Raw genomic sequence first — 18,422 nt, 5'->3', positions numbered from 1 at the left:
AGGATGATGAATCCAAGAGTGTCTCGCCACCTGCTCTCCATCCTGCTGCTGCCCTTCATGGTCACTGTTGTGCTACCCTGGCTGCTATACGAGCGCTTCGGCGGCCTGGCAGCAGACGCCCCGCTGCTGCGCGGCCTGGGTGCGCTGCTCCTCCTGGCCGGGTTGCTCTTGTTTGCCTGGTGCGTTTGGCTCTTCTTCCGGGTGGGGCGTGGTACCCTGGCGCCCTGGGACCCGACCCAGGCGCTGGTGGCCGCCGGCCCCTACGCCTATACGCGCAACCCGATGATCAGCGGCGTGGCCGCCATGCTGGCGGGCCAAGCGCTGTGGCTGCGCAGCCCGGCCCTGGCCCTGTGGGCGCTGGCCTTCGTGCTCATCAACCATGCCTACTTTGTCTTGTCAGAGGAGCCGGGGTTGGAGCAGCGCTTCGGCCAAAACTACCGCGACTACAAAGCCCGCGTGCCGCGCTGGCTGCCCAAGCTGCGGCGGTAGGTGCTGTTATCACCGCAGTCATGGGGAAGACAGGGCATCGAAAGCCCTTCGCTGGTCAGGCTCCCGGCGTCCAGGTAAAGGGCTGAGTACCCGCTCAGGGCGACGCGATGGCGAGAGCGGCTGATCGCTTTAGCTAATAGCTATCAGCTAAAGCGCAACATCCCTTTGCTGCGCTCAGGATAGGCCTAGCTACTACGCATTCTCCATGCGTTTATCAATAACGGGTACAGGTGCACGGCGTGCGCCCGTACTATGGGCTGACAGCAATAAATGTCTCTGGTCGGCTAATAGCTAGTTGCCAATAGCTATCCGCTAAACAGCTATTTCCTCTGCGCCAGGGCGTTGCCCAGCAGTACCAGGCCCACGCCGCCCAACTGCAGCGCCCCCAATTCCAGACCTTCATAAAAGACCGAGACCACCAGCGCCACCAGCGGCACCAGCACGGTCACGTAGCCCGCCCGGTCCGGGCCTAGGCGCTGCAGCAGGGTCAGGTACATCCAAAACGCGAACACCGAGCCGAAGACGGCCAGGTACAACAATGAGAGCACATAGCGCGGGTCGCTCTCCAGGGTTGGGGGCACGCCGCGCAGCAGCGCCACCAGGGCACAGAACAAGGCGCCATACAGCATGCTGTACGCATTCAGCTGCACCACCGGGATCTGGTGACGCTGGTTGCGCACCGCTGTCATTTGCCCGAGGGAGACCGAGGCAGCCCCGCCCAGGGTCAGCAGAATGCCGCTCAGCTGGGCGCCGCCAAAGTTCACGCCCTGCACCTCCGGCGCAAAGATCAGCGCCAGGCCGCCCAGGCCCAGCAGGGCGCCCAGCAGCACGCGCGGCTGCAGTGGGTTGCGCAGGATCAGCGTGCCGAACAGCACATTGAACAGCACCACCGTGGAGAACAGCAGAGCCACCAGGCCGCTGGTCAGGCTGAAGCCGGCGAAATACAGCAGGATGTAGTTGAACGCGAACATCAGGATGCCCTGCAGGGCCATCAAACCATGCGCCTGCAGGCTGTAGCGCAGGTTCAGTTTGCGCCACCAGGCATATATAAAGAAGAGCGCCGCCGCCAAGAGGAAACGGTAGACCACCGACCACTCGGGGGCCACTTGGCCCAGTTGGAACTTCATCGCCAGCCAGGTAAGCCCCCAAAACAATGCCGTAGTAATGTACAGAAGACCGGTGTTCATGCAACTCCTTGAGATTGAGCTCACTTTGTAACACGGAACGCCGGCCTGCGCGGCCCGTTATAATCCTGCGCATGCCCTCAGGAATTCACGATATGCTGCTTTTCCCGCTGGAGGCCGCGGACGGCCAGCTGACCCTACTCAGCAATCAGCAGCACCTGCTGCGCCGCTTTGGCCAGCTGGACCTGCTGATCCTGGCCGCTGGCCAGGCGCACAACGCCGGCCTGCGCGGCGAGGCTGACCGCATCTGCTTCGCGCTGGACGGCCGGGTGGACCTGCAGCTGGAGGACCGCCGCCCGCAGTCTCCCTCCCACGGCGCGGCGGTCAGCCTGACCCTGGACGCCGCCCAGCCGCAGGGTCTGCTGCTGCCCTTCGGCGTGGCCTGCACCCTGCAGGCGGCCGGCCCTGCCCGCCTGTTGGTCCTAAGCACCCACAGCGAACCGCACCTGGCTGACCAGCCGGCCTGACCATGAGAGCCAATCCCCTGGTCTTGTTCCTGCGCCTCTCTCGACCGTTGTTTTTGCTGGGTGGGGTGCTGAACTATGCCCTGGGTCTGGGCATCGCTCGCTACCTGGGCGTCAGCATCGATTGGAACCTGGCCCTGCTGGGCCAGTTGTGGGTCAGCAGCCTGCAGCTGGCGACCCACTACCTTAACGAGTACTTCGATTACCCCGGCGACGCGCTCAATCCGCAGCGCACCCCGTTTTCCGGCGGCAGCGGCGTGCTGGGCGCCGGCCCGGGCCAACTGCGCCCGGTGGTGGCGCTGGCCGCCGCCTATAGCATGCTCACACTGACCGCCCTGGTGACCCTCACGCTGCTGTTGCAAGGCGCCCTGTCTCCCTTGGTCAGCCTGCTCCTGCTGCTGATCGCCCTGGGGGCCGTGCTCTACTCGGTACCGCCGGTGCGCCTGGCCAGCAGCGGCTATGGGGAGCTGACCACCGTGGTCTTGCTGGCCAACCTGCTGCCGGCGCTCGGCTTTGCCTTGCAGGCCGGCGAGCTGCACCGCCTGTTGGCGCTCAGCACCTTCCCGCTCACTATGCTGACCTTCGCCTCCATGCTGGCCCTGGAGTTCCCCGACTATGCGAGCGATCTGAGGGCGGACAAGCAAACCCTGCTGGTGCGCCTGGGCTGGCAGCGCGGCCTGCAAATGCACCATGCCTGTGTCTTCATTGCGTATGCGCTCTTCGCCGCGGCTTTCGTGGCTGGGCTGCCCGCCGCCATCGCCTTCCCGCCCTGGCTCAGCCTGCCGCTGGCCCTGATGCAGGTTTGGTACTTGGGCCGCATTGGTGATGGCATGCGCCCGCACTGGAGCGCGCTGACGCTCAACGCCGTAGCGCTCAGCGTCGCCGCCAGTTATTTGCTGGCCTATTCATTTTGGACGCGCTAGGGGCAAGCCATGCGCTGGCAGTCCCGCGCATGCCTAGCTATAATGAAAGAACCTATCCACTACTCGCAAATACAGGTGATTTATGGCAATCAAAGAAGGTCAACCGGCCCCAGACTTTAGCCTGAACGACGAAACCGGCAAAACCCACAAACTTTCAGACTATCGCGGCCAGACTGTCGTGCTCTACTTCTATCCCAAGGATGACACCCCCGGCTGCACCCAACAGGCCTGCGATTTCCGTGACAGTTACCAGCGCTACCAGAGCCAGGGCGCCGTCGTCCTCGGCGTCAGCCCGGACAGCGAAGCCTCTCACCAGAAGTTCAAGACCAAGCACGACCTGCCCTTCCCGCTGCTGGCCGACCCGCAGCATGCGGTCTGCGAGCTGTACGGTGTTTGGCAGGAAAAGTCCATGTATGGGCGCAAATATTGGGGCGTCGTGCGCAGCACCTTCGTGATCGACGCTGAGGGCAAGATCGCCAAAATCTTCGAAAAAGTAAGCGTACCTAAGCATAGTTCCAAGGTCTTGGACGTGCTGGAGGGCTTGGGCGCGGCTTAAACGCCAAAGATTTGCCTAAAGCCCAATTATGATATACTGCCTTTCGTACCTTTCCGCACAAGTGCAATATGCTTAATTGCACGATTTTTGCTGCTGGCAGCGGCAAGGCTTGTGGCTGAGAGGATTCTCGGAGGAGATTCGCATGGTTCATTTTGTTATCGTCGGCCTGCTTGTGGTTGCCTCTACGCTGGGCTTGGGCTTGTTCCTAACCAACGCGCCCATCCTTCCGCTGCAGGCCAGCGAGCAAGCCATCACCGTGGACTGGTTGTTTAATATCCACTGGTGGCTGATTGCTTTTTTCTTTTCCCTCATTACGGTCTTTGTACTCTACAGCGTTTTCGTCTTCCGGCGGAAACGCGGCGAGCGCGGCGACGGAAAATACGTCTCGCACAATGACCGGCTGGAGATCATCTGGACCGCCATTCCGATCGGGATCGTGCTGATTCTGGCCGTGATCGGCGCCAGCACCCTGGCAGATGTGGAGCGCCGTGACGCCAACGCACTCACCGTGGATGTGTACGCTTCCCAATGGGTGTGGCGCTTCGAATACACTGCGGAAGTGCTGACCGAAGCGGGCGAAACTATTTTGACGGCGGTTTCCACAGATACCCTGGTGCTGCCCAAAGACCGCCAGGTGGTGCTGCGCATGCGCTCGGCTGACGTGATCCATTCCTTCTGGGTGCCGGAATTCCGCGTCAAGCAGGATGTCTTGCCCGGCGGTGATGAATTTGTGCGCGAACTGCGCATTACTCCGAATATGGAAGGCCTCTACAAGGTACGCTGCGCCGAGCTTTGCGGCCAGCTGCATTACGCTATGCTGGCCGATGTACAAGTGGTGACCCCCGCCGAATTTGACGCCTGGCTGGCCGAAAATGCGGGCGACTGCAACCTGGGCGATGAGCAATGCGGCCAGCGCTGGGCCACCACCTACGGCTGCACCGCCTGCCACTCCCTGACCGGGGAAAGCGGCGTGGGTCCCACCTGGCTGGGGCTGTTTGGCCACGACGTCACGTTGTCGGATGGCAGCGTGGTGACCGCCGACCTGGAGTATTTGCACACGTCTATCGTGGACCCCAATGCCCAGATCGTGCAGGGCTTTCAGCCAGGCATCATGCCGCAAGATTTTGCTGTCCGCCTGACCGAAGAGCAGATCCAGCAAATCATTGCCTTCATCGTAAGTTTGCAATAGGTTGAGGAGGAACAGAATGCGTTTTCTTTCCACAGGCCTGGTACGTGGTCTGATCGCCCAGATCATCGGCACCGTGGTGGGCATGGCGCTGACCATGGCCATTCGGGTGCTGGTGGGCTTGCCCGTCTCCAGCACGGACGCCGCCCTGCAGCAGCACATTACTGAGGTGCATGTTGTCGGCGGCGTGATCATTGGCGCCATCGCCTTTATGGTGGGCGTTGGCGTTTTGGACGAGTGGCTGGGCTGGGCGCGGGGCAAACCGATCAATGAGAATATTGACCCGGACCCCTCCAAACCGAACTGGATGCGCTACTTCGGCGTGGACTTTGACCATAAGGTGATTGGCGTGCAGTATGGTGTAACCTCCATCCTGCTGCTGGGCATCGGCGGCCTGATGGCGGTGCTCTTCCGCACCGAACTGGCGCAGTCCGGCATCACCTTCCTGAACAGCGATATCTTCGAGATCATGCTGGGCTACAACAGCGAGCATCTCTTCAATACGCTGATGAGCCTGCACGGCATGGTGATGATCGCCGGCAACTTGCTGGGCATTGGCGCCCTGATGAACTACCTGGTGCCGATGATGATCGGCGCCAATGACATGGCTTTCCCGCGCCTGAACTCATTTGCCTTCTGGATCAACGTGCCCGGCGCCCTGATCCTGGTCAGCAGCATGTTCTTCGGCGGTTTCGACACTGGCTGGGTGGGGTACCCGCCGCTGAGCGTACGTGCGCCTTTGGGCATGGAAATGTTCCTGATCGGTGTCTATCTGGTCGGCCTTTCCTCCATCGCCGGCGCCATCAACGTGATCGTCACCGTCTTCACCATGCGCGCCAAGGGCATGACCATGTTCCGTATGCCCATCTTCGTTTGGGCCGCCCTGGCTACCTCCATCATCCAGTTCACCGCTACGCAGATGATCGGTTTGTCCTTCCAGCTGGTCATGTTGGAGCGCTTGTTCGGCATGGGTTTCTTCGACGCCACGGCCGGCGGTGACCCGATCTTGTATCAGCACTTGTTTTGGTTCTATTCCCATCCGGCGGTGTACGTGTTCATCCTGCCCGGCCTGGGCATCATCAGCGAATTGCTGCCGGTCTTCTCGCGCAAGCCGCTCTTTGGCTACAAAGCGGTGGCCATGTCCTCACTGGGCATCGCCCTGATCGGCTTCTTCGTGTGGGCCCACCACATGTTCGCCTCCGGCATGAGCCCCTTCCTGCGCGTGCCCTTCATGTATGCCACCTTGCTGGTGGCCGTGCCTACCGGCGTGAAGTTCTTCAGCTGGGTGGCCACTTTGTGGGAAGGCAAGTTGGAATTCCCCACGCCGATGCTCTTCGCTCTCGGTTCAGTGATCATCTTCCTGCTGGGCGGCGTCACTGGCCCTCCGCTGGGCACCATCGCTACCGACCTGCACCTGCACGACACCTACTTCGTGGTCGGTCACTTCCATGACACCATGTTCGGCGGCTTTGTCTTCCCGTTCTTCGCCGCCTTGTATTACTGGTTCCCCAAGCTGACCGGGCGCATGTACAGCGAGAAGTTGGGCAAGTGGCACTTCTGGTTGATGTGGGGCAGCTTCATGGTTCTGAGCAACGGCATGCTATTGGTGGGCTTGCTGGGCATGCGCCGCCGCATCGTGGACTACGATCCGGCGCTGGGCTTTGACTTTACCCATCTGCTGATCACCATTGCGGCTTTCGCCATCTTCCTCTCGGTGGTCCTGGCGCTGTACAACTTCATCCGCAGCGCCCGCAAGGGCCCGGAGGCCAAGGGCAATGTCTGGAATTCCCGTTCACCGGAATGGCACATCCCATCCCCGGCCCCGCTGCACAACTTCCCCGAACCGTTCGAAGTGGTCGGCGAGCCGTATGACTATGGCAAGATCGATTCTCCGTATGTGATCATGCCGGCGGCCTCCGCCACCGGCCATGCCCACGCGGCTGCCACAGGCAAGGAGTAATTCAATGGCAGAGACAAATGACCAAGCCGGCAGCCGCCGGGCACAGCTGAATGCCAGCACCTGGGTCTTCCTGATGCTTGGTGTGCTCACTTTCGGCGAGTACCTGGTGGGCGCCATTGCTCCCCCTTGGGGCCAGGCACTGCTGCTCGTGGCCGCCTTCAAGGCCTTCTTCGTGATCGTTTATTACATGAACGTGGGACGCTTGTTCTCCGACGATGAGGCGCATTAATGTCTGCTATCGCTGAAAGTTACGCTGTCAAACTGGGCCGCAACCGGCTGGGTTTGTGGCTCTTCCTGTTCTCGGACCTGTTCGTGTTCGTGGGCCTCTTTGTGGCCCGCGTGGTTCTGCTGGGCGGCCAGCGCCCCGACTTGGACCAAAACCTGGGCATCATTGTGACTGTGATGCTCTTGTTCAGCTCGTTCTTCATGAACCGGGCCGAGATTGAAATGGCGCACGGCAACCGCCCGGCTTTCCTGCGCAACATCTTCATCACTATGGTGCTGGGTCTGATCTTCCTGGTCGGTGTGGTGGGTGTGGAGTGGCAAGTAGCTCACTTTGGCCCGAGCGACGGCGCGCAAGGCGCGGTCTTCTACGCCATGACCGGTTTCCATGCGTTCCATGTGCTGACCGGTGTGATCTTCCTCTTCATCGTCTGGAACAATGGCCGCAACGGGCACTACAGCGCGGAAAAACACTGGGGCGTGGAAGCCTGCGCCATCTACTGGCACTTTGTAGACGTGGTCTGGATGTTCTTCTACGTCGGCTTGTATCTAATGGGCAATCCAATTTAACGAGTAGAACCAACTGTGCTTACACAAAAGCGAGTTCTGATGGGCAGGCGCCGCCTCTCCAAAGGGACTCGCTTTTTGCTAGAATAGGAAGCTATGAAGAACACCCGCATATGGTTAATTGGCGCCGGCGCATTGCTGGTGGCCACTTCTGTCTTTTTTCTTGGCTTGCAAGCCTTCGAGGCCCAAAAGAGCTTCCGCGGCTCGGCGATCGGCACACCGGCCCCGTTGGCCTATGACCTCAACCTGCAGGAAGCGGACGGCACGCCGTACCGTCTGAGCCAGCGCCGCGGCCAGGTCGTGCTGATCTACTTGGGCTACACCAACTGCCCGGACTATTGCCCGGCGACCCTGGCCAAGTTCAAGCAGATTGCCGATGCCCTGGGCGAAGAAGCCGCCGGAGTGGACTTCATCTTTGTCACCGTGGACCCGGAGCGTGACACCCCAGATGTGATCGCCGCCTATGTCGATCGCTTCAGCCCAGACTTCTTTGGGCTCACCGGGGACCTGCCTGCTTTGGAGAACGCCTGGAATGGTTATGGGGCCGGCCGCTTTGTCCAGACGGTGGAAAGCGAGATTGGCTATGTGGTGTCGCATTCCACGCGTACTTGGGTAATCGATAAAGAAGGTCTGCTGCGGATCACTTTTCCGTTCGAGATGACCGCCACCGATATGGCTCACGATCTGAGACTGCTGCTGGCTGAGTAAAGGCTGAGATATGGCAAGCACTACCCGAATTTCCATGAAGGTCCTGGCGCGCTACGGCTGGCGTCTGTTCCTGGTTTTGGTGGCCTCGATTGCGGCGGTGTGGCTGGTCAGCGAATTGGGTCTGCGCATGCAGGGCGAAACCGCTGTGCGCGCCCCGCAGGAGGTCGAGCTGCTTATTCCCGAAGGCACTGCCGCCCAGGTGGCTGCCGGCGAGTCGCCGCCTACCATTCCCTTTGAGTTGAGCTTTGTGGAGGGCGATACGCTGGTGGTGGTTAACCAGGACACGCAGTCGCACACCCTCGGGCCGTTGTATGTCCCCGCCAAGGGCAGCGCCAGCATGCGCCTGGATACCGCCGACCACTTTGCCCTGGCCTGCTCTTTCAATGCCTCGAAATTTCTGGGCCTGAATGTGCGCCAGGCGACTACCCTGCGCACGCGTCTATTAGGAATTAGCTTTGCGGCTCCCCCCACAGCCATGCTGCTGTTCGTTTACAGCCTGATCGTCTTTCCTGTCAAGCAGCCCAAGAATTCCGCGCCCAACGGGCTTACCGAGACGGGCGGCTAATGCTGAAACCGCTGTTCACCCGGCGCTGGCTCCTGGCCAGCGTCTTGGTTTTGGCCGGGTTCGCGGTGCTGGTGCGGCTGGGCGTCTGGCAGCTGGATCGCCTGGAATGGCGCCGCGCCCTCAATGCCCGGGTCATGGAGCAGCAGGCCGCCCCGACCCTGATGCTGGAAGCCGGCGCCCTCGATTTGGATTTATACTCCATGGAGTACCGCCAGGCGACAGTGCGCGGCCAGTATTTGCCCGAACACGAAATTGTGTTGCGCAACCAGGTCTGGCTGGGTGAGACGGGCAATCAGCTGGGTGTGGATCTGTACACGCCGCTGTTGATCGAGGGCACTAACCAGGCCATTTTGGTTGAACGCGGCTGGATCCCGCAAGAGGACACCCAGCAGCGCGGCGCCTATATTGAAGATGGGCTGGTGACCGTTTTCGGGCAATTGCGCCGGGCGGAGACTGATTTTGGTTTGGGACGCTCCCTGCAGCCGGACCCGACTACCCAGCCTGGGGAACGCCTGGAGATCTGGAACAACCTGGACCTGCCGCGCCTGGCAGACCAGATGGATGTAGAGTTGCTGCCCGTCTACCTGCAGCGCATTCCAGCGGGGCAGCAAACTGCGCCGCCGTATGCTTCTGTGCCGCAGATGGACCTGAGCGAAGGTTCGCACTTTGGCTACGCGGTGCAATGGTTTATCTTTGCCAGCCTGCTGCTGGTTGGCTACCCATTTTATGTACGCAGACAGGAAGCGAAGAAGAACGAAAGCAATGGCTAAAGCAAAGAAATCCACCCAACCGGCTAACCAGCCCAAGGCAATGGGCCGTTTCCGCTATCTGATCCTGACCGCCTCCGTCGTGACCTACCTGCTCATCATTATTGGCGGCATTGTGCGGGTCACCGGCTCTGGCCTGGGCTGCCCAGACTGGCCGACTTGCTTCGGCAGCTGGATCCCGCCCATGCGCATGGATGCCATCATCGAGTACACGCACCGCCTGGTGGCCGCCATCACCAGCCCGCTGATCCTGGTTTCCTTCCTGGTGGCCTGGTGGCGCTACCGCGACCAGGGTCTGATCAGCCGGCCGCTGCTGATCGCACTGGTGCTTTTGGTGGTGCAGGCCCTGTTGGGCGGCTTGGTGGTCGTCCTCGAAACACCACCCAACCTGGTGGCGGTGCATTTGGGCGTGGCATTGGTCATCCTGGCCTTGCTGATCACTTCAACTGTGGCCGCTTTTCATCTCTATGAACATGGCAAATTGCCGGAACGTCTGCATTTCCGCGGCCGCTTCTCCCGCGCGGCCATCGGCGCCCTGGCGGGCATCTTCGTCGTGCTGGTCAGCGGCGCCTTGGTGGCCATGACCAACGCCACTTATGCCTGCTCTGGCTGGCCGCTGTGCAATGGCGAATTGATCCCCTCGCACACCTTGGGTTGGGTGCACATGGGCCACCGCTTTGTCGTGGCGCTGATGTCGGTGCACCTGCTGATGCTGCTGCGCCGCGCCTGGCGCACGCAGCGCTCCCAACGCGGCATCCTCATCGCAGCCACGCTGACCGTGGTGCTGTACTTCTCACAGGCGCTGGTCGGCGCCATGAAGGTCAGTACGCAGTTCCCCATTCCGCTGCTGGGCCTGCATGTGGCCAGCGCGGCGGCTGTGTGGGCGGCGGCGGTGGTGCTGTGGGCCTTGGTGGGCTTTGCCGCCCGGGACCCGCAAGACGAGGAGCGCGAGGCGGCTGAGCCGCTGGACAAACGCCAGTTCCTTCAAGATCTTTTTAGTCTGACCAAACCGATCATCGTGGCCCTGTTGCTGGTCACCACTTATGGTGGCATGGTGATGGGCGCCCGCGCCCTGCCTTCACTGACCCTGACCTTTTGGACGCTGCTGGGCGGCGCCCTGGCGGCCGGTGGCTCCGGGGCGATCAACCAATACATTGACCGCGAGACCGACCAGCGCATGAGCCGCACTTCCCGCCGGCCGATCGCCGCCGGGCGGCTGACCCCGGCCGAGGGCCTGGCCTTTGGCCTCTCTCTGCTGGTGTTGGCCTTCTTCCTGCTGGCCAACTTCGTCAACCTGCTGGCCGCCGTGCTGGCCCTGGCTGGCATGGTGTACTACGTGGTGCTCTATTCCATGTGGCTCAAACACGCCACTGTGCAGAACATCGTCATCGGCGGTGGGGCGGGGGCCATCCCGCCCATGGTGGGCTGGGCGGCGGTCACCGGCAGCCTGAGCTGGACGCCGCTGTTCTTGTTTCTGATCATTTTCCTGTGGACGCCACCGCACTTCTGGGCGCTGGCGCTGATCAAGCAGAACGACTACGCCCGGGCCGGCGTGCCCATGCTGCCTGTGGTGCGCGGCGAAGCTGAAACCCGCAAGCAGATCTGGTGGTACACATTGGCCCTGGTGGCGCTGACCCTGGCTCTGACGCCGTTGGGCCTGGCTGGCAATCTCTACCTGATCTCGGCCGCCGTACTGGGCGCTATCCTGGTCTGGGCTGCCTGGCAGGTGCTGCGCGGCGAGGGCAACAAGATCTCTTGGCGTATGTACCGCTATTCCAGCATGTACCTGGCGCTGCTCTTCCTGGCGCTGGCGCTGGATGCTTTACTGTAGCGCCTCCTAACCGTCATTGCGAGCCGCAGGCCGTGAGCGACCTGCGCGGTGAGGCTATCTTTAACTTAATGGATCTGCAAATGGGATTGCTTCGTCAGGCTGGCTTTGCCAGCCACGCCTCGCAATGACGTTGTGAGGTCGGGCGAGTCACCTGCCCATAATTTTTTGACTATTCGCGAACCGTTACCGTCACGGTGATGTCTTGCGTATTCTCAAAGTGCAGCACCATCTCAAAGCTCTCGCCCGCCACCAGGTCCTTTTGCAGGTCGATCAACATGATGTGGTAGCCGCCCGGCTGCAGCGTGGCCATCTCATTGTTGGGGATCTCAATACGCTCCACGGGGCGCATGGTCATCACATCACCCTCTTCGTGACCGTGGCCCAGGGCTTCTTCGGCCGCATGGCCACTCATGTCGTGGCCCATGTCATGGCTGCCCTCGGCCTGCATGGCTTGCATGCTTACGTTTTCGTGGATCTCCACGGCGCGCGCTACAGCGCTGCTTATGCCAATCAGGGCATCGTCCGTGCCCGTGCTGTTGTGCAGCTGTAAGTATGCCGCAGCCGTGCTGCCGGCTGGCGTGGCCCGAGCCCAGGGCTCGATCACATGCATTTCACTAGTTGCCGGGGCGCAGGCAGTTAACAAGATAGCCAACACGGCAAAAATCAGCGTTTTTGGGATCTTCATTCCTTACCTTGTGAACGGAGGCGCAATAGCCGGATTGTATCACCGGCTAGAAGACGACGATGCGCGTGCCGTGCCCCGGGTTGGCCATCTTAGGCGGCGAAGCTTCCGGCAGCAGCCAGCGGAACAACCACTTGGCCTCGTCGGTGCGCATGTTTACGCAGCCGCGGCTCATATCATTGCCAAAATTGTCGTGCCACCAGGTGCCGTGGAAGGCCACGCCCCATTCGTGGAAGTACGAGACCCAGGGGACGCCGGGCAGCTCGTAGGCGGCGATGTCGCTGGTCATCTGGCCGTCGCCCATATGGCGCACCGGCATCTTGGAGAAGACGTGGAAGTTGCCTTTGGGCGTATAGGTGGGGATGCCGTTGGTGCTCTGCAGAGTTGGGATGCCGGTGGAGATCTTGGTATCCAGCACCACCGCACCTTCTTCGTAAGCCCACAGCCGCTGTTCGGCGATGCTGACTTCCACGCGCTTCTGCTCCGGCGCCACACGCGTCGAAATCGGCGTCAGTTCGCTGGCTGGAATTTTGCGTAGATGGTTGGCCAGCACACAATATTCGATCTTGAGCAGATCGTCCAAAATACGGTACCAGGTGGCCCCGTCTGGGCCTTCGATGACGCCTGTGACCCAATGGATGGAGCCGTAATACAGGCGATAGAGCTTTTCCCAGCCATAGGTGCGCGTCAGCCGGTAGGATTGGGTCAGCGGTACAGTGACCTCAAAAAGCTCACCCTCTTCATTTTCCACGGGCAGGATTTCATTCAGTCGCGTGTCCACCGGCTGCAAATACGCAGTGTGGGCATAGCCTTCGTCTAGCCGGTACCACATCGGGTTGAAGTCCGGCCCGGTCTCGGACTGAAACTTCTCGTAGACGTACAGCAGTTGGTCGCGCTTGCGCGTGCCCACCACCTTGACCTGGTCGTTGTAACGCGGGTACTGCGGCTGGTCGTAGATCTGGATGCCGTTGATGTTGGCCACCCGCACCAGCCCCTTGGCCTCCGCCGGCTTGTAAAGGTCCAGCGGCGTATCGGTCAGCGCCAGCCCGCTCAGGGCCAAGCCGCCCAACTTGAGAAAATCCCTGCGGGACACCTTCAACATAAGAGAATTCTACCAAGCCCGCCTGAGTACCGCCTTAAAGCCGGAGCGGCGGCCGTCTGGCCCGCTGGTTATTGTCTCGCCAACAGCTATAATCCGCTGGCATGACCATTTCACTGGACTTGGAAAGTTTTCTGTTGACCAGCACGGCCGTGTTGGTTTTCTTTGGGTTGTATACGCTGTGGACTGGGCGGGCACGTATGCAGCAGGCGGGGGAATTGCCCTACCATCGCCTGCGCCAGCAACGCTTGCTGCAGGGCTGGGCCACCGTTTTCTGGGGCCTGGTGCTTTTCGCCTTGGCAGCCTTGCTGCATTGGTTTGGCCGCCCGGTGGTCTACAGCGTTTTCCCGGTCACGCCCACATCCAGCCAAACCAGTACGCCGACCTTGTCACCCACTCCCAGCTTGTCTCCCACGCTCACGTTGACGCCTTCAGAGACCCCTACGCTGCAGTTCACCTATACGCCTTCGCCTACGCTGCCGCCCCAGCTGCCCGATGAAGTGCGCAGCCAGTTCACCTCAGTGGTGACACCCAACCCGGCGGCCGTCTTCAGCCCGCTGACCTTCAGCCGTGATCTCAACTTCCGGACCTACACCGCCATCGAGCCGGGCACGCTGTTTGAGAGCCCGGTCGAGGGCATCTACGCCACGTTCAGCTATGACGGCATGCTGCCGGACTCGCAATGGTCTGCGCTCTGGTACCGGCAGGGTCAGCTGGTGCATTTCGAGACGATGCCCTGGGATGGCGGCACCGGTGGTTTTGGCTACACGGAATGGCTGGCTCCCAGCCAGGAATGGCTGCCGGGCATCTACCAGGTGCAGATCTTTGTGGGCGATCAGCCCAAAGTGGTTGGTGAATTCGAAGTCAGCGGTCCAGCAGGCACACCGACCCCACCGGCCGGTACCCTGACCCCGACCCCTTAGACCCGCGGGGCCTTCCCTTGGTTCACTTCTGGTGCGCGCTTGAAGCTGGCGGGCAGGGGTCTCATCAGTCTGCCGAGTAAGGGTGCTCGTAAATATGGAATACCAAGTCTTGCGGGCCGGTCCTTTGCCCCAGATCATTCAACAAGCGCAGGAGTTGGGCGCGGTGGTCCGTGCCGTGATTGATGACATGCAGCAGCACCTGCCAAACCGTCAGGTCGGCATCTTCCCCGGACAGCGGTTTGTCGGAGAGCATGTCGTCTTGCAGGGTCTCCAGATACTGGCGCATGCCGGCTTCTATTAGGTCCCAGCCGGCGCGGATCTGTTGGCGGTCGGCAGAGCTCATCGGCTCCAGCCACTCGGTCGGGCCGTCCTGCCCGCGCAAGTCACTGAACCAGACGTCGTCCACATCAGCCAGGTGCACCACCTGATCACGCACCGAGCCGATGGAGTACTCGACAGGTTTGGTGAAGTCTTCCTGGCTCAGGGCCATAACGTAATTCCATATTTTGCGGTTTTCTGCGAAGTGGTAATTGTATAAATATCGAAATGCGTCTGCGTTCATGGTTTTACTCCTGACTTTAGTATAACCATCTGGAGGCGTTAGAATTCACTGATCACTATGCTCACCATCGAAACCCACTGTCATACGCATGCCTCGAAGGACAGCCAGGTCAAGCCCGCCGACCTGGTGGCTGCCTGCCGCCGGCGCGGCTTGGACCGCGTGATCATCACTGATCACAACAGCATCAGCGGCGCCTTGGAAGCTCAACAGCTTGACCCGGACCTGGTGATTGTCGGCGAAGAGGTGCTCACCGACAAAGGGGAACTGCTGGCCGCCTATGTCACCGAGCTGGTGCCCAAACGCACTCCCTACCGCCAAGCCATCGCCCAACTGCGCCAGCAGGGCGCTTTCATCAGCGTCTCTCACCCTTGTGACCCGCGCCGCGGCCTGTGGTCCGGCGAGGAGCTGGAGGAACTGGCCGAGCTGGTGGACGCTTTCGAGACCTTCAATGCCCGCAATTTGCGCCCGGCTTACAACCAGGCTGCCGCCCAACTGGCCGCCCGCCACGGGCTGCCCGGCACCGCCGGCTCCGATGCGCACACCCTGCTGGAAGTGGGACGCGCTACGATGCGCCTGCCGCACTTCCACGACGGCGAAAGCCTGCGCCGGGCTGTGGCGCAAGCTGAACTGCACGGCAGCCCCAGCGGCCCGCTGGTGCGCCTGGCCAGCCGCTGGGCGGCCTGGTTCGGATAGAGACGGAGGTTGATGTGCAGCGCATCAAGATCTTGCAAAAATTGGGCGTCTGGATGTTCGCGCTGATGTGGATCCCCTTCACCTGCATCTTTGTGGGCATCATCGGCGAAGAAGGCGGCTGGGGCGCCGATTTTGCCCGCTGGGTGGACCAGCTCCTCCCCGGTTTGCTGATGGGGCGCGGCTCTGGTTTATCCATTCTGGCCACGGTTTCCATGACACTCACGTTCACTATGTCCATCGTCAGCATGCTGTTGATCTTTGGCACTCCGTTCTTGAGCAGCCGCCTCAATAAACGCATTCTGCAAACCGGCAGAGCCGCCACTGCCGAGATCCTTTCTGTCGAGAATACGGGCACTTATATCAACGACGCCCCTGTGGTGCGTTTTGGTCTGGAGGTGCGGCCGCAGGGCGAAACTCCTTTTACTTCTGAGACGGAACGCTTGCTGTCCTTCTCACGTCTTAGTGCTCTGCAGCCCGGCACGATCATCCCGGTGCGCTACGACCCAGAAACCCTGGATGTGGCCATGGAAGAGTAGGGCGGTACTTGCGATAGAATTACGCCCAAGGCGCGGTGGCGGAACTGGCAGACGCAGGGGACTTAAAATCCTCCGAGGGCAACCTCTTGTGGGTTCGATTCCCACCCGCGCTACCTTCAAAGAGAGAATAGCGAGCTCAGCTCGCTATTTTTGTTGGCGCTGCAACCATTCCGCCAGCCCCAGCGTCACCAAGACGAATACCAAAAGCAGCACGCGCAGCTGGCCGCCTTGATCCGGATTGGTCAGACCGGCCTGCGCCAGGAAGGCCAGGTTCAGAGCGAGATAGGCGCCAATCACAGTCAGCTGGCTGGCGCGGGTTTGCGCCTGGCCGCGGCTGCGGGCAGCCAACCAGCCCAGGATGATGAGGCTGGCCGCGATGCGCAGCGGCTCCACCTGCTCTGTAGCGACATGCACGGCAATATCGGCTACCTGCACCAAACCCAATATCGCCTTGCTCCATTTATTTGACATGCCCGCTCCTGCAAACATAGAATGCACAGGAGTATAAACTGACATGGTAGCTATGCTATAATGCCAAAATGCATGCAAGCCTGCTGAACAACAATAACGAGGACAATAACGCCCTTTTCCGGGCGGGATTGACCTTGCTTGGGCACTAAACCCAACCAAGTCTCCTCTCGCCCGGCACCCGCCGGGCGTTTTGTTTTTCTGGGCCGCTGCACACTAAGGAGAACTTATGTATAAGACACACACCTGCGGAGAGTTGACCGCCGCCAACGCCGGCCAGACCGTGACCCTGGCCGGCTGGGTGCACCGCCGCCGCGACCACGGCGGTCTGACCTTTATTGACTTGCGTGACCGTTTTGGCCTGGTGCAGACCGTCTCGGACCCGGAGGCGGCGCCTGAAGCCCACACGGCTTTTGAGCCTGTGCGCAGCGAATGGGTGCTGCAGGTTACCGGCGTGGTGCGCCCCCGCCCGGAGGGCATGACCAACCCGGAGATGAGCACCGGCGAAATCGAAGTGGCGGTCAGCGAGGTCAAGATCCTCAACCCGTCCAAGACCCCGCCCTTTTTGATCAATAAAGAAGAAGAGGTCGACGAGAACACGCGCCTCAAATACCGCTATCTGGATCTGCGCCGCCCGCGCATGCAGGCCAACCTGGAATTGCGCCACCGCGTGATCAAGTTCATCCGTGACTATCTCGACAAGGAAGGCTTTCTCGAAATTGAGACGCCGATCCTGTTCAAGACCACGCCGGAAGGCGCCCGTGATTACCTGGTGCCTTCGCGTGTGCACCCTGGCGAATTTTACGCCCTGCCGCAATCCCCACAGCAGCTCAAGCAGCTGCTGATGGTCGCCGGGTATGAGCGTTACTTCCAGATCGCCCGCTGCTTCCGTGACGAGGACCTGCGCGGCGATCGCCAGGCGGAGTTCACCCAGCTCGACATTGAGATGTCTTTCGTTGAGCGCGATGACGTGATGAACCTGATGGAGACCATGTACACCGCTATGGTGCAGGAACTGCTGCCGCACAAACGCTTGCTGGCCACGCCCTGGCCGCGCCTCAGCTACAAGGAGGCCATGCAACGCTTTGGCAAAGACAACCCGGATATGCGCTTTGGCATGGAACTGCAGGACCTCAGCGGCTGGGCGGCCGGCTCCGGCTTCAAAGTCTTCGAAGATGCCCTGGCTTCCGACGGGCACGTGCGCGCCATCAATGCCCGCGGCCTGGGCGGCTACAGCCGCAAGGAGATCGACGCCCTTACAGATTATGTCAAGGACTTCGGCGCCAAAGGCCTGGCCTACTTGGCGATCACGCCCGAAGGCGAAGAACGCTCCTCGTTCAGCAAGTTCCTCGCCCCGGAGAAGCTGGCCGAGCTCAAGACCCAGCTGGATGCGCAACCGGGCGACCTGCTGCTCTTCGTGGCGGACAAGCCGGAGGTGGTCTTCACCGCCCTGGGCCGCCTGCGCGTGCACCTGGCCGAAAAGCTCAACCTGCTGGACCCCGACCTGCTGGCTTTCTGCTGGGTGATCGATTTCCCCTTCGCCTTCTGGGACGAAGAGGAGAGCCGCTGGGAAGCCAGCCAACACCCCTTCACTTCACCGATGCCGGAAGACATTCACATGGTCGAAAGCGACCCGGCCAATATGCGCGGGGCGCAATACGACATGGTGCTCAACAACATCGAAGTCTGCGGCGGTTCCATCCGTATCCACGAGCGCGAGCTGCAGTCGCGCATCTTCAAGCTGATCGGCCTGACGCCCGAAGTGGCCCAGGAGCGCTTCGGCCACATGCTGGACGCTTTCGAATACGGCGCGCCGCCGCACGGCGGCATCGCCTCCGGCCTGGATCGCCTGGTGATGCTCTTCGCCGACGAGCAGAGCATCCGCGAGGTGATCGCCTTCCCCAAGAACCAGGCCGCCCGGGATGTAATGGCCGACGCGCCGACACCTGCCGACGAGCAGCAGCTCAAAGACCTGCACATCAAGGTGGTGGCGGCCAAGTAACCGCGACACTGCGAACCGAACAAGAGCCTGCATGA

21 protein-coding genes and 1 tRNA gene are annotated in these 18,422 nt (G+C 61.1%); 17 read left to right on the top strand and 5 right to left on the bottom strand.

Going from position 1 to position 18,422, the window contains the following annotated elements; translation table 11 throughout:
• Positions 1 to 3 precede the first annotated feature (3 nt).
• Complete coding sequence (locus KF885_00585) at positions 4 to 489, top strand: isoprenylcysteine carboxylmethyltransferase family protein (GenBank protein ID MBX3047650.1); 486 nt, start codon at positions 4 to 6, stop codon at positions 487 to 489.
• A gap of 320 nt (positions 490 to 809) precedes the next feature.
• On the opposite strand, the gene KF885_00580 is transcribed toward KF885_00585, so the two are convergent.
• On the bottom strand, positions 810 to 1,676 hold the full coding sequence (locus KF885_00580) for an EamA family transporter (GenBank protein MBX3047649.1): 867 nt from the start codon (positions 1,674 to 1,676) through the stop codon (positions 810 to 812).
• 71 nt (positions 1,677 to 1,747) lie between these two features.
• Here KF885_00580 and KF885_00575 point away from each other — a divergent pair, with 71 nt between their 5' ends.
• From KF885_00575 to KF885_00525, 11 genes are all read left to right on the top strand, one after another.
• Positions 1,748 to 2,140 carry a hypothetical protein gene (locus tag KF885_00575; GenBank protein MBX3047648.1) on the top strand — a complete coding sequence of 131 codons (393 nt, stop codon included), beginning with the start codon at positions 1,748 to 1,750 and terminating at the stop codon, positions 2,138 to 2,140.
• Between the two features lie 2 nt (positions 2,141 to 2,142).
• Entirely contained in the window at positions 2,143 to 3,060 is a 918-nt protein-coding gene (locus KF885_00570) for a prenyltransferase (GenBank protein ID MBX3047647.1), read from the top strand.
• Positions 3,061 to 3,142: 82 nt separating this feature from the next.
• A complete protein-coding gene (gene bcp, locus KF885_00565) occupies positions 3,143 to 3,616 on the top strand; it encodes a thioredoxin-dependent thiol peroxidase (protein ID MBX3047646.1) in 474 nt (157 codons plus the stop codon).
• Positions 3,617 to 3,758: 142 nt separating this feature from the next.
• A complete protein-coding gene (coxB, locus tag KF885_00560) occupies positions 3,759 to 4,805 on the top strand; it encodes a cytochrome c oxidase subunit II (GenBank protein MBX3047645.1) in 1,047 nt (348 codons plus the stop codon).
• 16 nt (positions 4,806 to 4,821) lie between these two features.
• Complete coding sequence (locus tag KF885_00555) at positions 4,822 to 6,762, top strand: cbb3-type cytochrome c oxidase subunit I (GenBank protein MBX3047644.1); 1,941 nt, start codon at positions 4,822 to 4,824, stop codon at positions 6,760 to 6,762.
• Positions 6,763 to 6,766: 4 nt separating this feature from the next.
• The gene (locus KF885_00550; GenBank protein ID MBX3047643.1) at positions 6,767 to 6,991 is read left to right on the top strand and encodes a hypothetical protein; all 225 of its coding nucleotides are present in this window, start codon (positions 6,767 to 6,769) and stop codon (positions 6,989 to 6,991) included.
• Positions 6,991 to 7,554 carry a heme-copper oxidase subunit III gene (locus tag KF885_00545; protein MBX3047642.1) on the top strand — a complete coding sequence of 188 codons (564 nt, stop codon included), beginning with the start codon at positions 6,991 to 6,993 and terminating at the stop codon, positions 7,552 to 7,554. The genes KF885_00550 and KF885_00545 overlap by 1 nt, the downstream gene beginning before the upstream one ends.
• 93 nt (positions 7,555 to 7,647) lie before the next feature.
• Positions 7,648 to 8,259: an SCO family protein gene (locus KF885_00540; protein ID MBX3047641.1), complete on the top strand. Its 612-nt coding sequence runs from the start codon at positions 7,648 to 7,650 to the stop codon at positions 8,257 to 8,259.
• 10 nt (positions 8,260 to 8,269) lie between these two features.
• Positions 8,270 to 8,824, top strand: coding sequence for a hypothetical protein (locus KF885_00535; protein ID MBX3047640.1), 555 nt, complete (start codon positions 8,270 to 8,272; stop codon positions 8,822 to 8,824).
• Positions 8,824 to 9,594, top strand: a complete 771-nt coding sequence (locus tag KF885_00530; protein MBX3047639.1) for an SURF1 family protein — start codon at positions 8,824 to 8,826, stop codon at positions 9,592 to 9,594. Before KF885_00535 ends, KF885_00530 begins: the two co-directional genes overlap by 1 nt.
• Positions 9,587 to 11,422 carry a heme o synthase gene (locus KF885_00525; GenBank protein MBX3047638.1) on the top strand — a complete coding sequence of 612 codons (1,836 nt, stop codon included), beginning with the start codon at positions 9,587 to 9,589 and terminating at the stop codon, positions 11,420 to 11,422. The genes KF885_00530 and KF885_00525 overlap by 8 nt, the downstream gene beginning before the upstream one ends.
• A 169-nt stretch (positions 11,423 to 11,591) precedes the next feature.
• On the opposite strand, the gene KF885_00520 is transcribed toward KF885_00525, so the two are convergent.
• Together KF885_00520 and KF885_00515 are read right to left on the bottom strand one after the other, a co-directional pair.
• On the bottom strand, positions 11,592 to 12,107 hold the full coding sequence (locus KF885_00520) for a copper chaperone PCu(A)C (protein MBX3047637.1): 516 nt from the start codon (positions 12,105 to 12,107) through the stop codon (positions 11,592 to 11,594).
• A gap of 46 nt (positions 12,108 to 12,153) precedes the next feature.
• On the bottom strand, positions 12,154 to 13,206 hold the full coding sequence (locus tag KF885_00515; protein MBX3047636.1) for a L,D-transpeptidase: 1,053 nt from the start codon (positions 13,204 to 13,206) through the stop codon (positions 12,154 to 12,156).
• Between the two features lie 101 nt (positions 13,207 to 13,307).
• On the opposite strand from KF885_00515, the gene KF885_00510 reads away from it, so the two are divergent.
• Complete coding sequence (locus KF885_00510; GenBank protein ID MBX3047635.1) at positions 13,308 to 14,126, top strand: hypothetical protein; 819 nt, start codon at positions 13,308 to 13,310, stop codon at positions 14,124 to 14,126.
• A 64-nt stretch (positions 14,127 to 14,190) separates the two neighbouring features.
• Here KF885_00510 and KF885_00505 read toward each other — a convergent pair whose 3' ends face one another.
• Positions 14,191 to 14,688: a DinB family protein gene (locus KF885_00505; GenBank protein MBX3047634.1), complete on the bottom strand. Its 498-nt coding sequence runs from the start codon at positions 14,686 to 14,688 to the stop codon at positions 14,191 to 14,193.
• A gap of 57 nt (positions 14,689 to 14,745) precedes the next feature.
• Between KF885_00505 and KF885_00500 the strand changes: the two genes are divergently transcribed.
• The 3 genes from KF885_00500 (at position 14,746) to KF885_00490 (ending at position 16,030) form a co-directional block, all read left to right on the top strand.
• On the top strand, positions 14,746 to 15,381 hold the full coding sequence (locus KF885_00500) for a PHP domain-containing protein (GenBank protein ID MBX3047633.1): 636 nt from the start codon (positions 14,746 to 14,748) through the stop codon (positions 15,379 to 15,381).
• Positions 15,382 to 15,395: 14 nt separating this feature from the next.
• Positions 15,396 to 15,917 carry a hypothetical protein gene (locus KF885_00495; protein MBX3047632.1) on the top strand — a complete coding sequence of 174 codons (522 nt, stop codon included), beginning with the start codon at positions 15,396 to 15,398 and terminating at the stop codon, positions 15,915 to 15,917.
• Positions 15,918 to 15,946: 29 nt separating this feature from the next.
• Positions 15,947 to 16,030, top strand: a tRNA-Leu gene (locus KF885_00490).
• A gap of 31 nt (positions 16,031 to 16,061) precedes the next feature.
• On the opposite strand, the gene KF885_00485 is transcribed toward KF885_00490, so the two are convergent.
• On the bottom strand, positions 16,062 to 16,388 hold the full coding sequence (locus KF885_00485) for a hypothetical protein (protein MBX3047631.1): 327 nt from the start codon (positions 16,386 to 16,388) through the stop codon (positions 16,062 to 16,064).
• 226 nt (positions 16,389 to 16,614) lie between these two features.
• Here KF885_00485 and aspS point away from each other — a divergent pair, with 226 nt between their 5' ends.
• Complete coding sequence (gene aspS, locus KF885_00480) at positions 16,615 to 18,387, top strand: aspartate--tRNA ligase (protein ID MBX3047630.1); 1,773 nt, start codon at positions 16,615 to 16,617, stop codon at positions 18,385 to 18,387.
• Positions 18,388 to 18,422 lie beyond the last annotated feature (35 nt).

It is taken from the genome of Anaerolineales bacterium (assembly GCA_019637805.1).
Classification (GTDB): Bacteria; Chloroflexota; Anaerolineae; order Anaerolineales; family UBA11579; genus JAMCZK01.
Note: the sequence above shows the minus strand (reverse complement) of the source record. Positions and strands in the feature narration are given on the sequence as shown.

Bases quoted from the DNA above. Each gene is read 5' to 3' on its own strand.
- KF885_00585 (MBX3047650.1), top strand. From the start codon at position 4: ATGATGAATCCAAGAGTGTCTCGCCACCTGCTCTCCATCCTGCTGCTG.
- KF885_00580 (MBX3047649.1), bottom strand. From the start codon at position 1,676: ATGAACACCGGTCTTCTGTACATTACTACGGCATTGTTTTGGGGGCTT.
- KF885_00575 (MBX3047648.1), top strand. From the start codon at position 1,748: ATGCCCTCAGGAATTCACGATATGCTGCTTTTCCCGCTGGAGGCCGCG.
- KF885_00570 (MBX3047647.1), top strand. From the start codon at position 2,143: ATGAGAGCCAATCCCCTGGTCTTGTTCCTGCGCCTCTCTCGACCGTTG.
- bcp (MBX3047646.1), top strand. From the start codon at position 3,143: ATGGCAATCAAAGAAGGTCAACCGGCCCCAGACTTTAGCCTGAACGAC.
- coxB (MBX3047645.1), top strand. From the start codon at position 3,759: ATGGTTCATTTTGTTATCGTCGGCCTGCTTGTGGTTGCCTCTACGCTG.
- KF885_00555 (MBX3047644.1), top strand. From the start codon at position 4,822: ATGCGTTTTCTTTCCACAGGCCTGGTACGTGGTCTGATCGCCCAGATC.
- KF885_00550 (MBX3047643.1), top strand. From the start codon at position 6,767: ATGGCAGAGACAAATGACCAAGCCGGCAGCCGCCGGGCACAGCTGAAT.
- KF885_00545 (MBX3047642.1), top strand. From the start codon at position 6,991: ATGTCTGCTATCGCTGAAAGTTACGCTGTCAAACTGGGCCGCAACCGG.
- KF885_00540 (MBX3047641.1), top strand. From the start codon at position 7,648: ATGAAGAACACCCGCATATGGTTAATTGGCGCCGGCGCATTGCTGGTG.
- KF885_00535 (MBX3047640.1), top strand. From the start codon at position 8,270: ATGGCAAGCACTACCCGAATTTCCATGAAGGTCCTGGCGCGCTACGGC.
- KF885_00530 (MBX3047639.1), top strand. From the start codon at position 8,824: ATGCTGAAACCGCTGTTCACCCGGCGCTGGCTCCTGGCCAGCGTCTTG.
- KF885_00525 (MBX3047638.1), top strand. From the start codon at position 9,587: ATGGCTAAAGCAAAGAAATCCACCCAACCGGCTAACCAGCCCAAGGCA.
- KF885_00520 (MBX3047637.1), bottom strand. From the start codon at position 12,107: ATGAAGATCCCAAAAACGCTGATTTTTGCCGTGTTGGCTATCTTGTTA.
- KF885_00515 (MBX3047636.1), bottom strand. From the start codon at position 13,206: ATGTTGAAGGTGTCCCGCAGGGATTTTCTCAAGTTGGGCGGCTTGGCC.
- KF885_00510 (MBX3047635.1), top strand. From the start codon at position 13,308: ATGACCATTTCACTGGACTTGGAAAGTTTTCTGTTGACCAGCACGGCC.
- KF885_00505 (MBX3047634.1), bottom strand. From the start codon at position 14,688: ATGAACGCAGACGCATTTCGATATTTATACAATTACCACTTCGCAGAA.
- KF885_00500 (MBX3047633.1), top strand. From the start codon at position 14,746: ATGCTCACCATCGAAACCCACTGTCATACGCATGCCTCGAAGGACAGC.
- KF885_00485 (MBX3047631.1), bottom strand. From the start codon at position 16,388: ATGTCAAATAAATGGAGCAAGGCGATATTGGGTTTGGTGCAGGTAGCC.
- aspS (MBX3047630.1), top strand. From the start codon at position 16,615: ATGTATAAGACACACACCTGCGGAGAGTTGACCGCCGCCAACGCCGGC.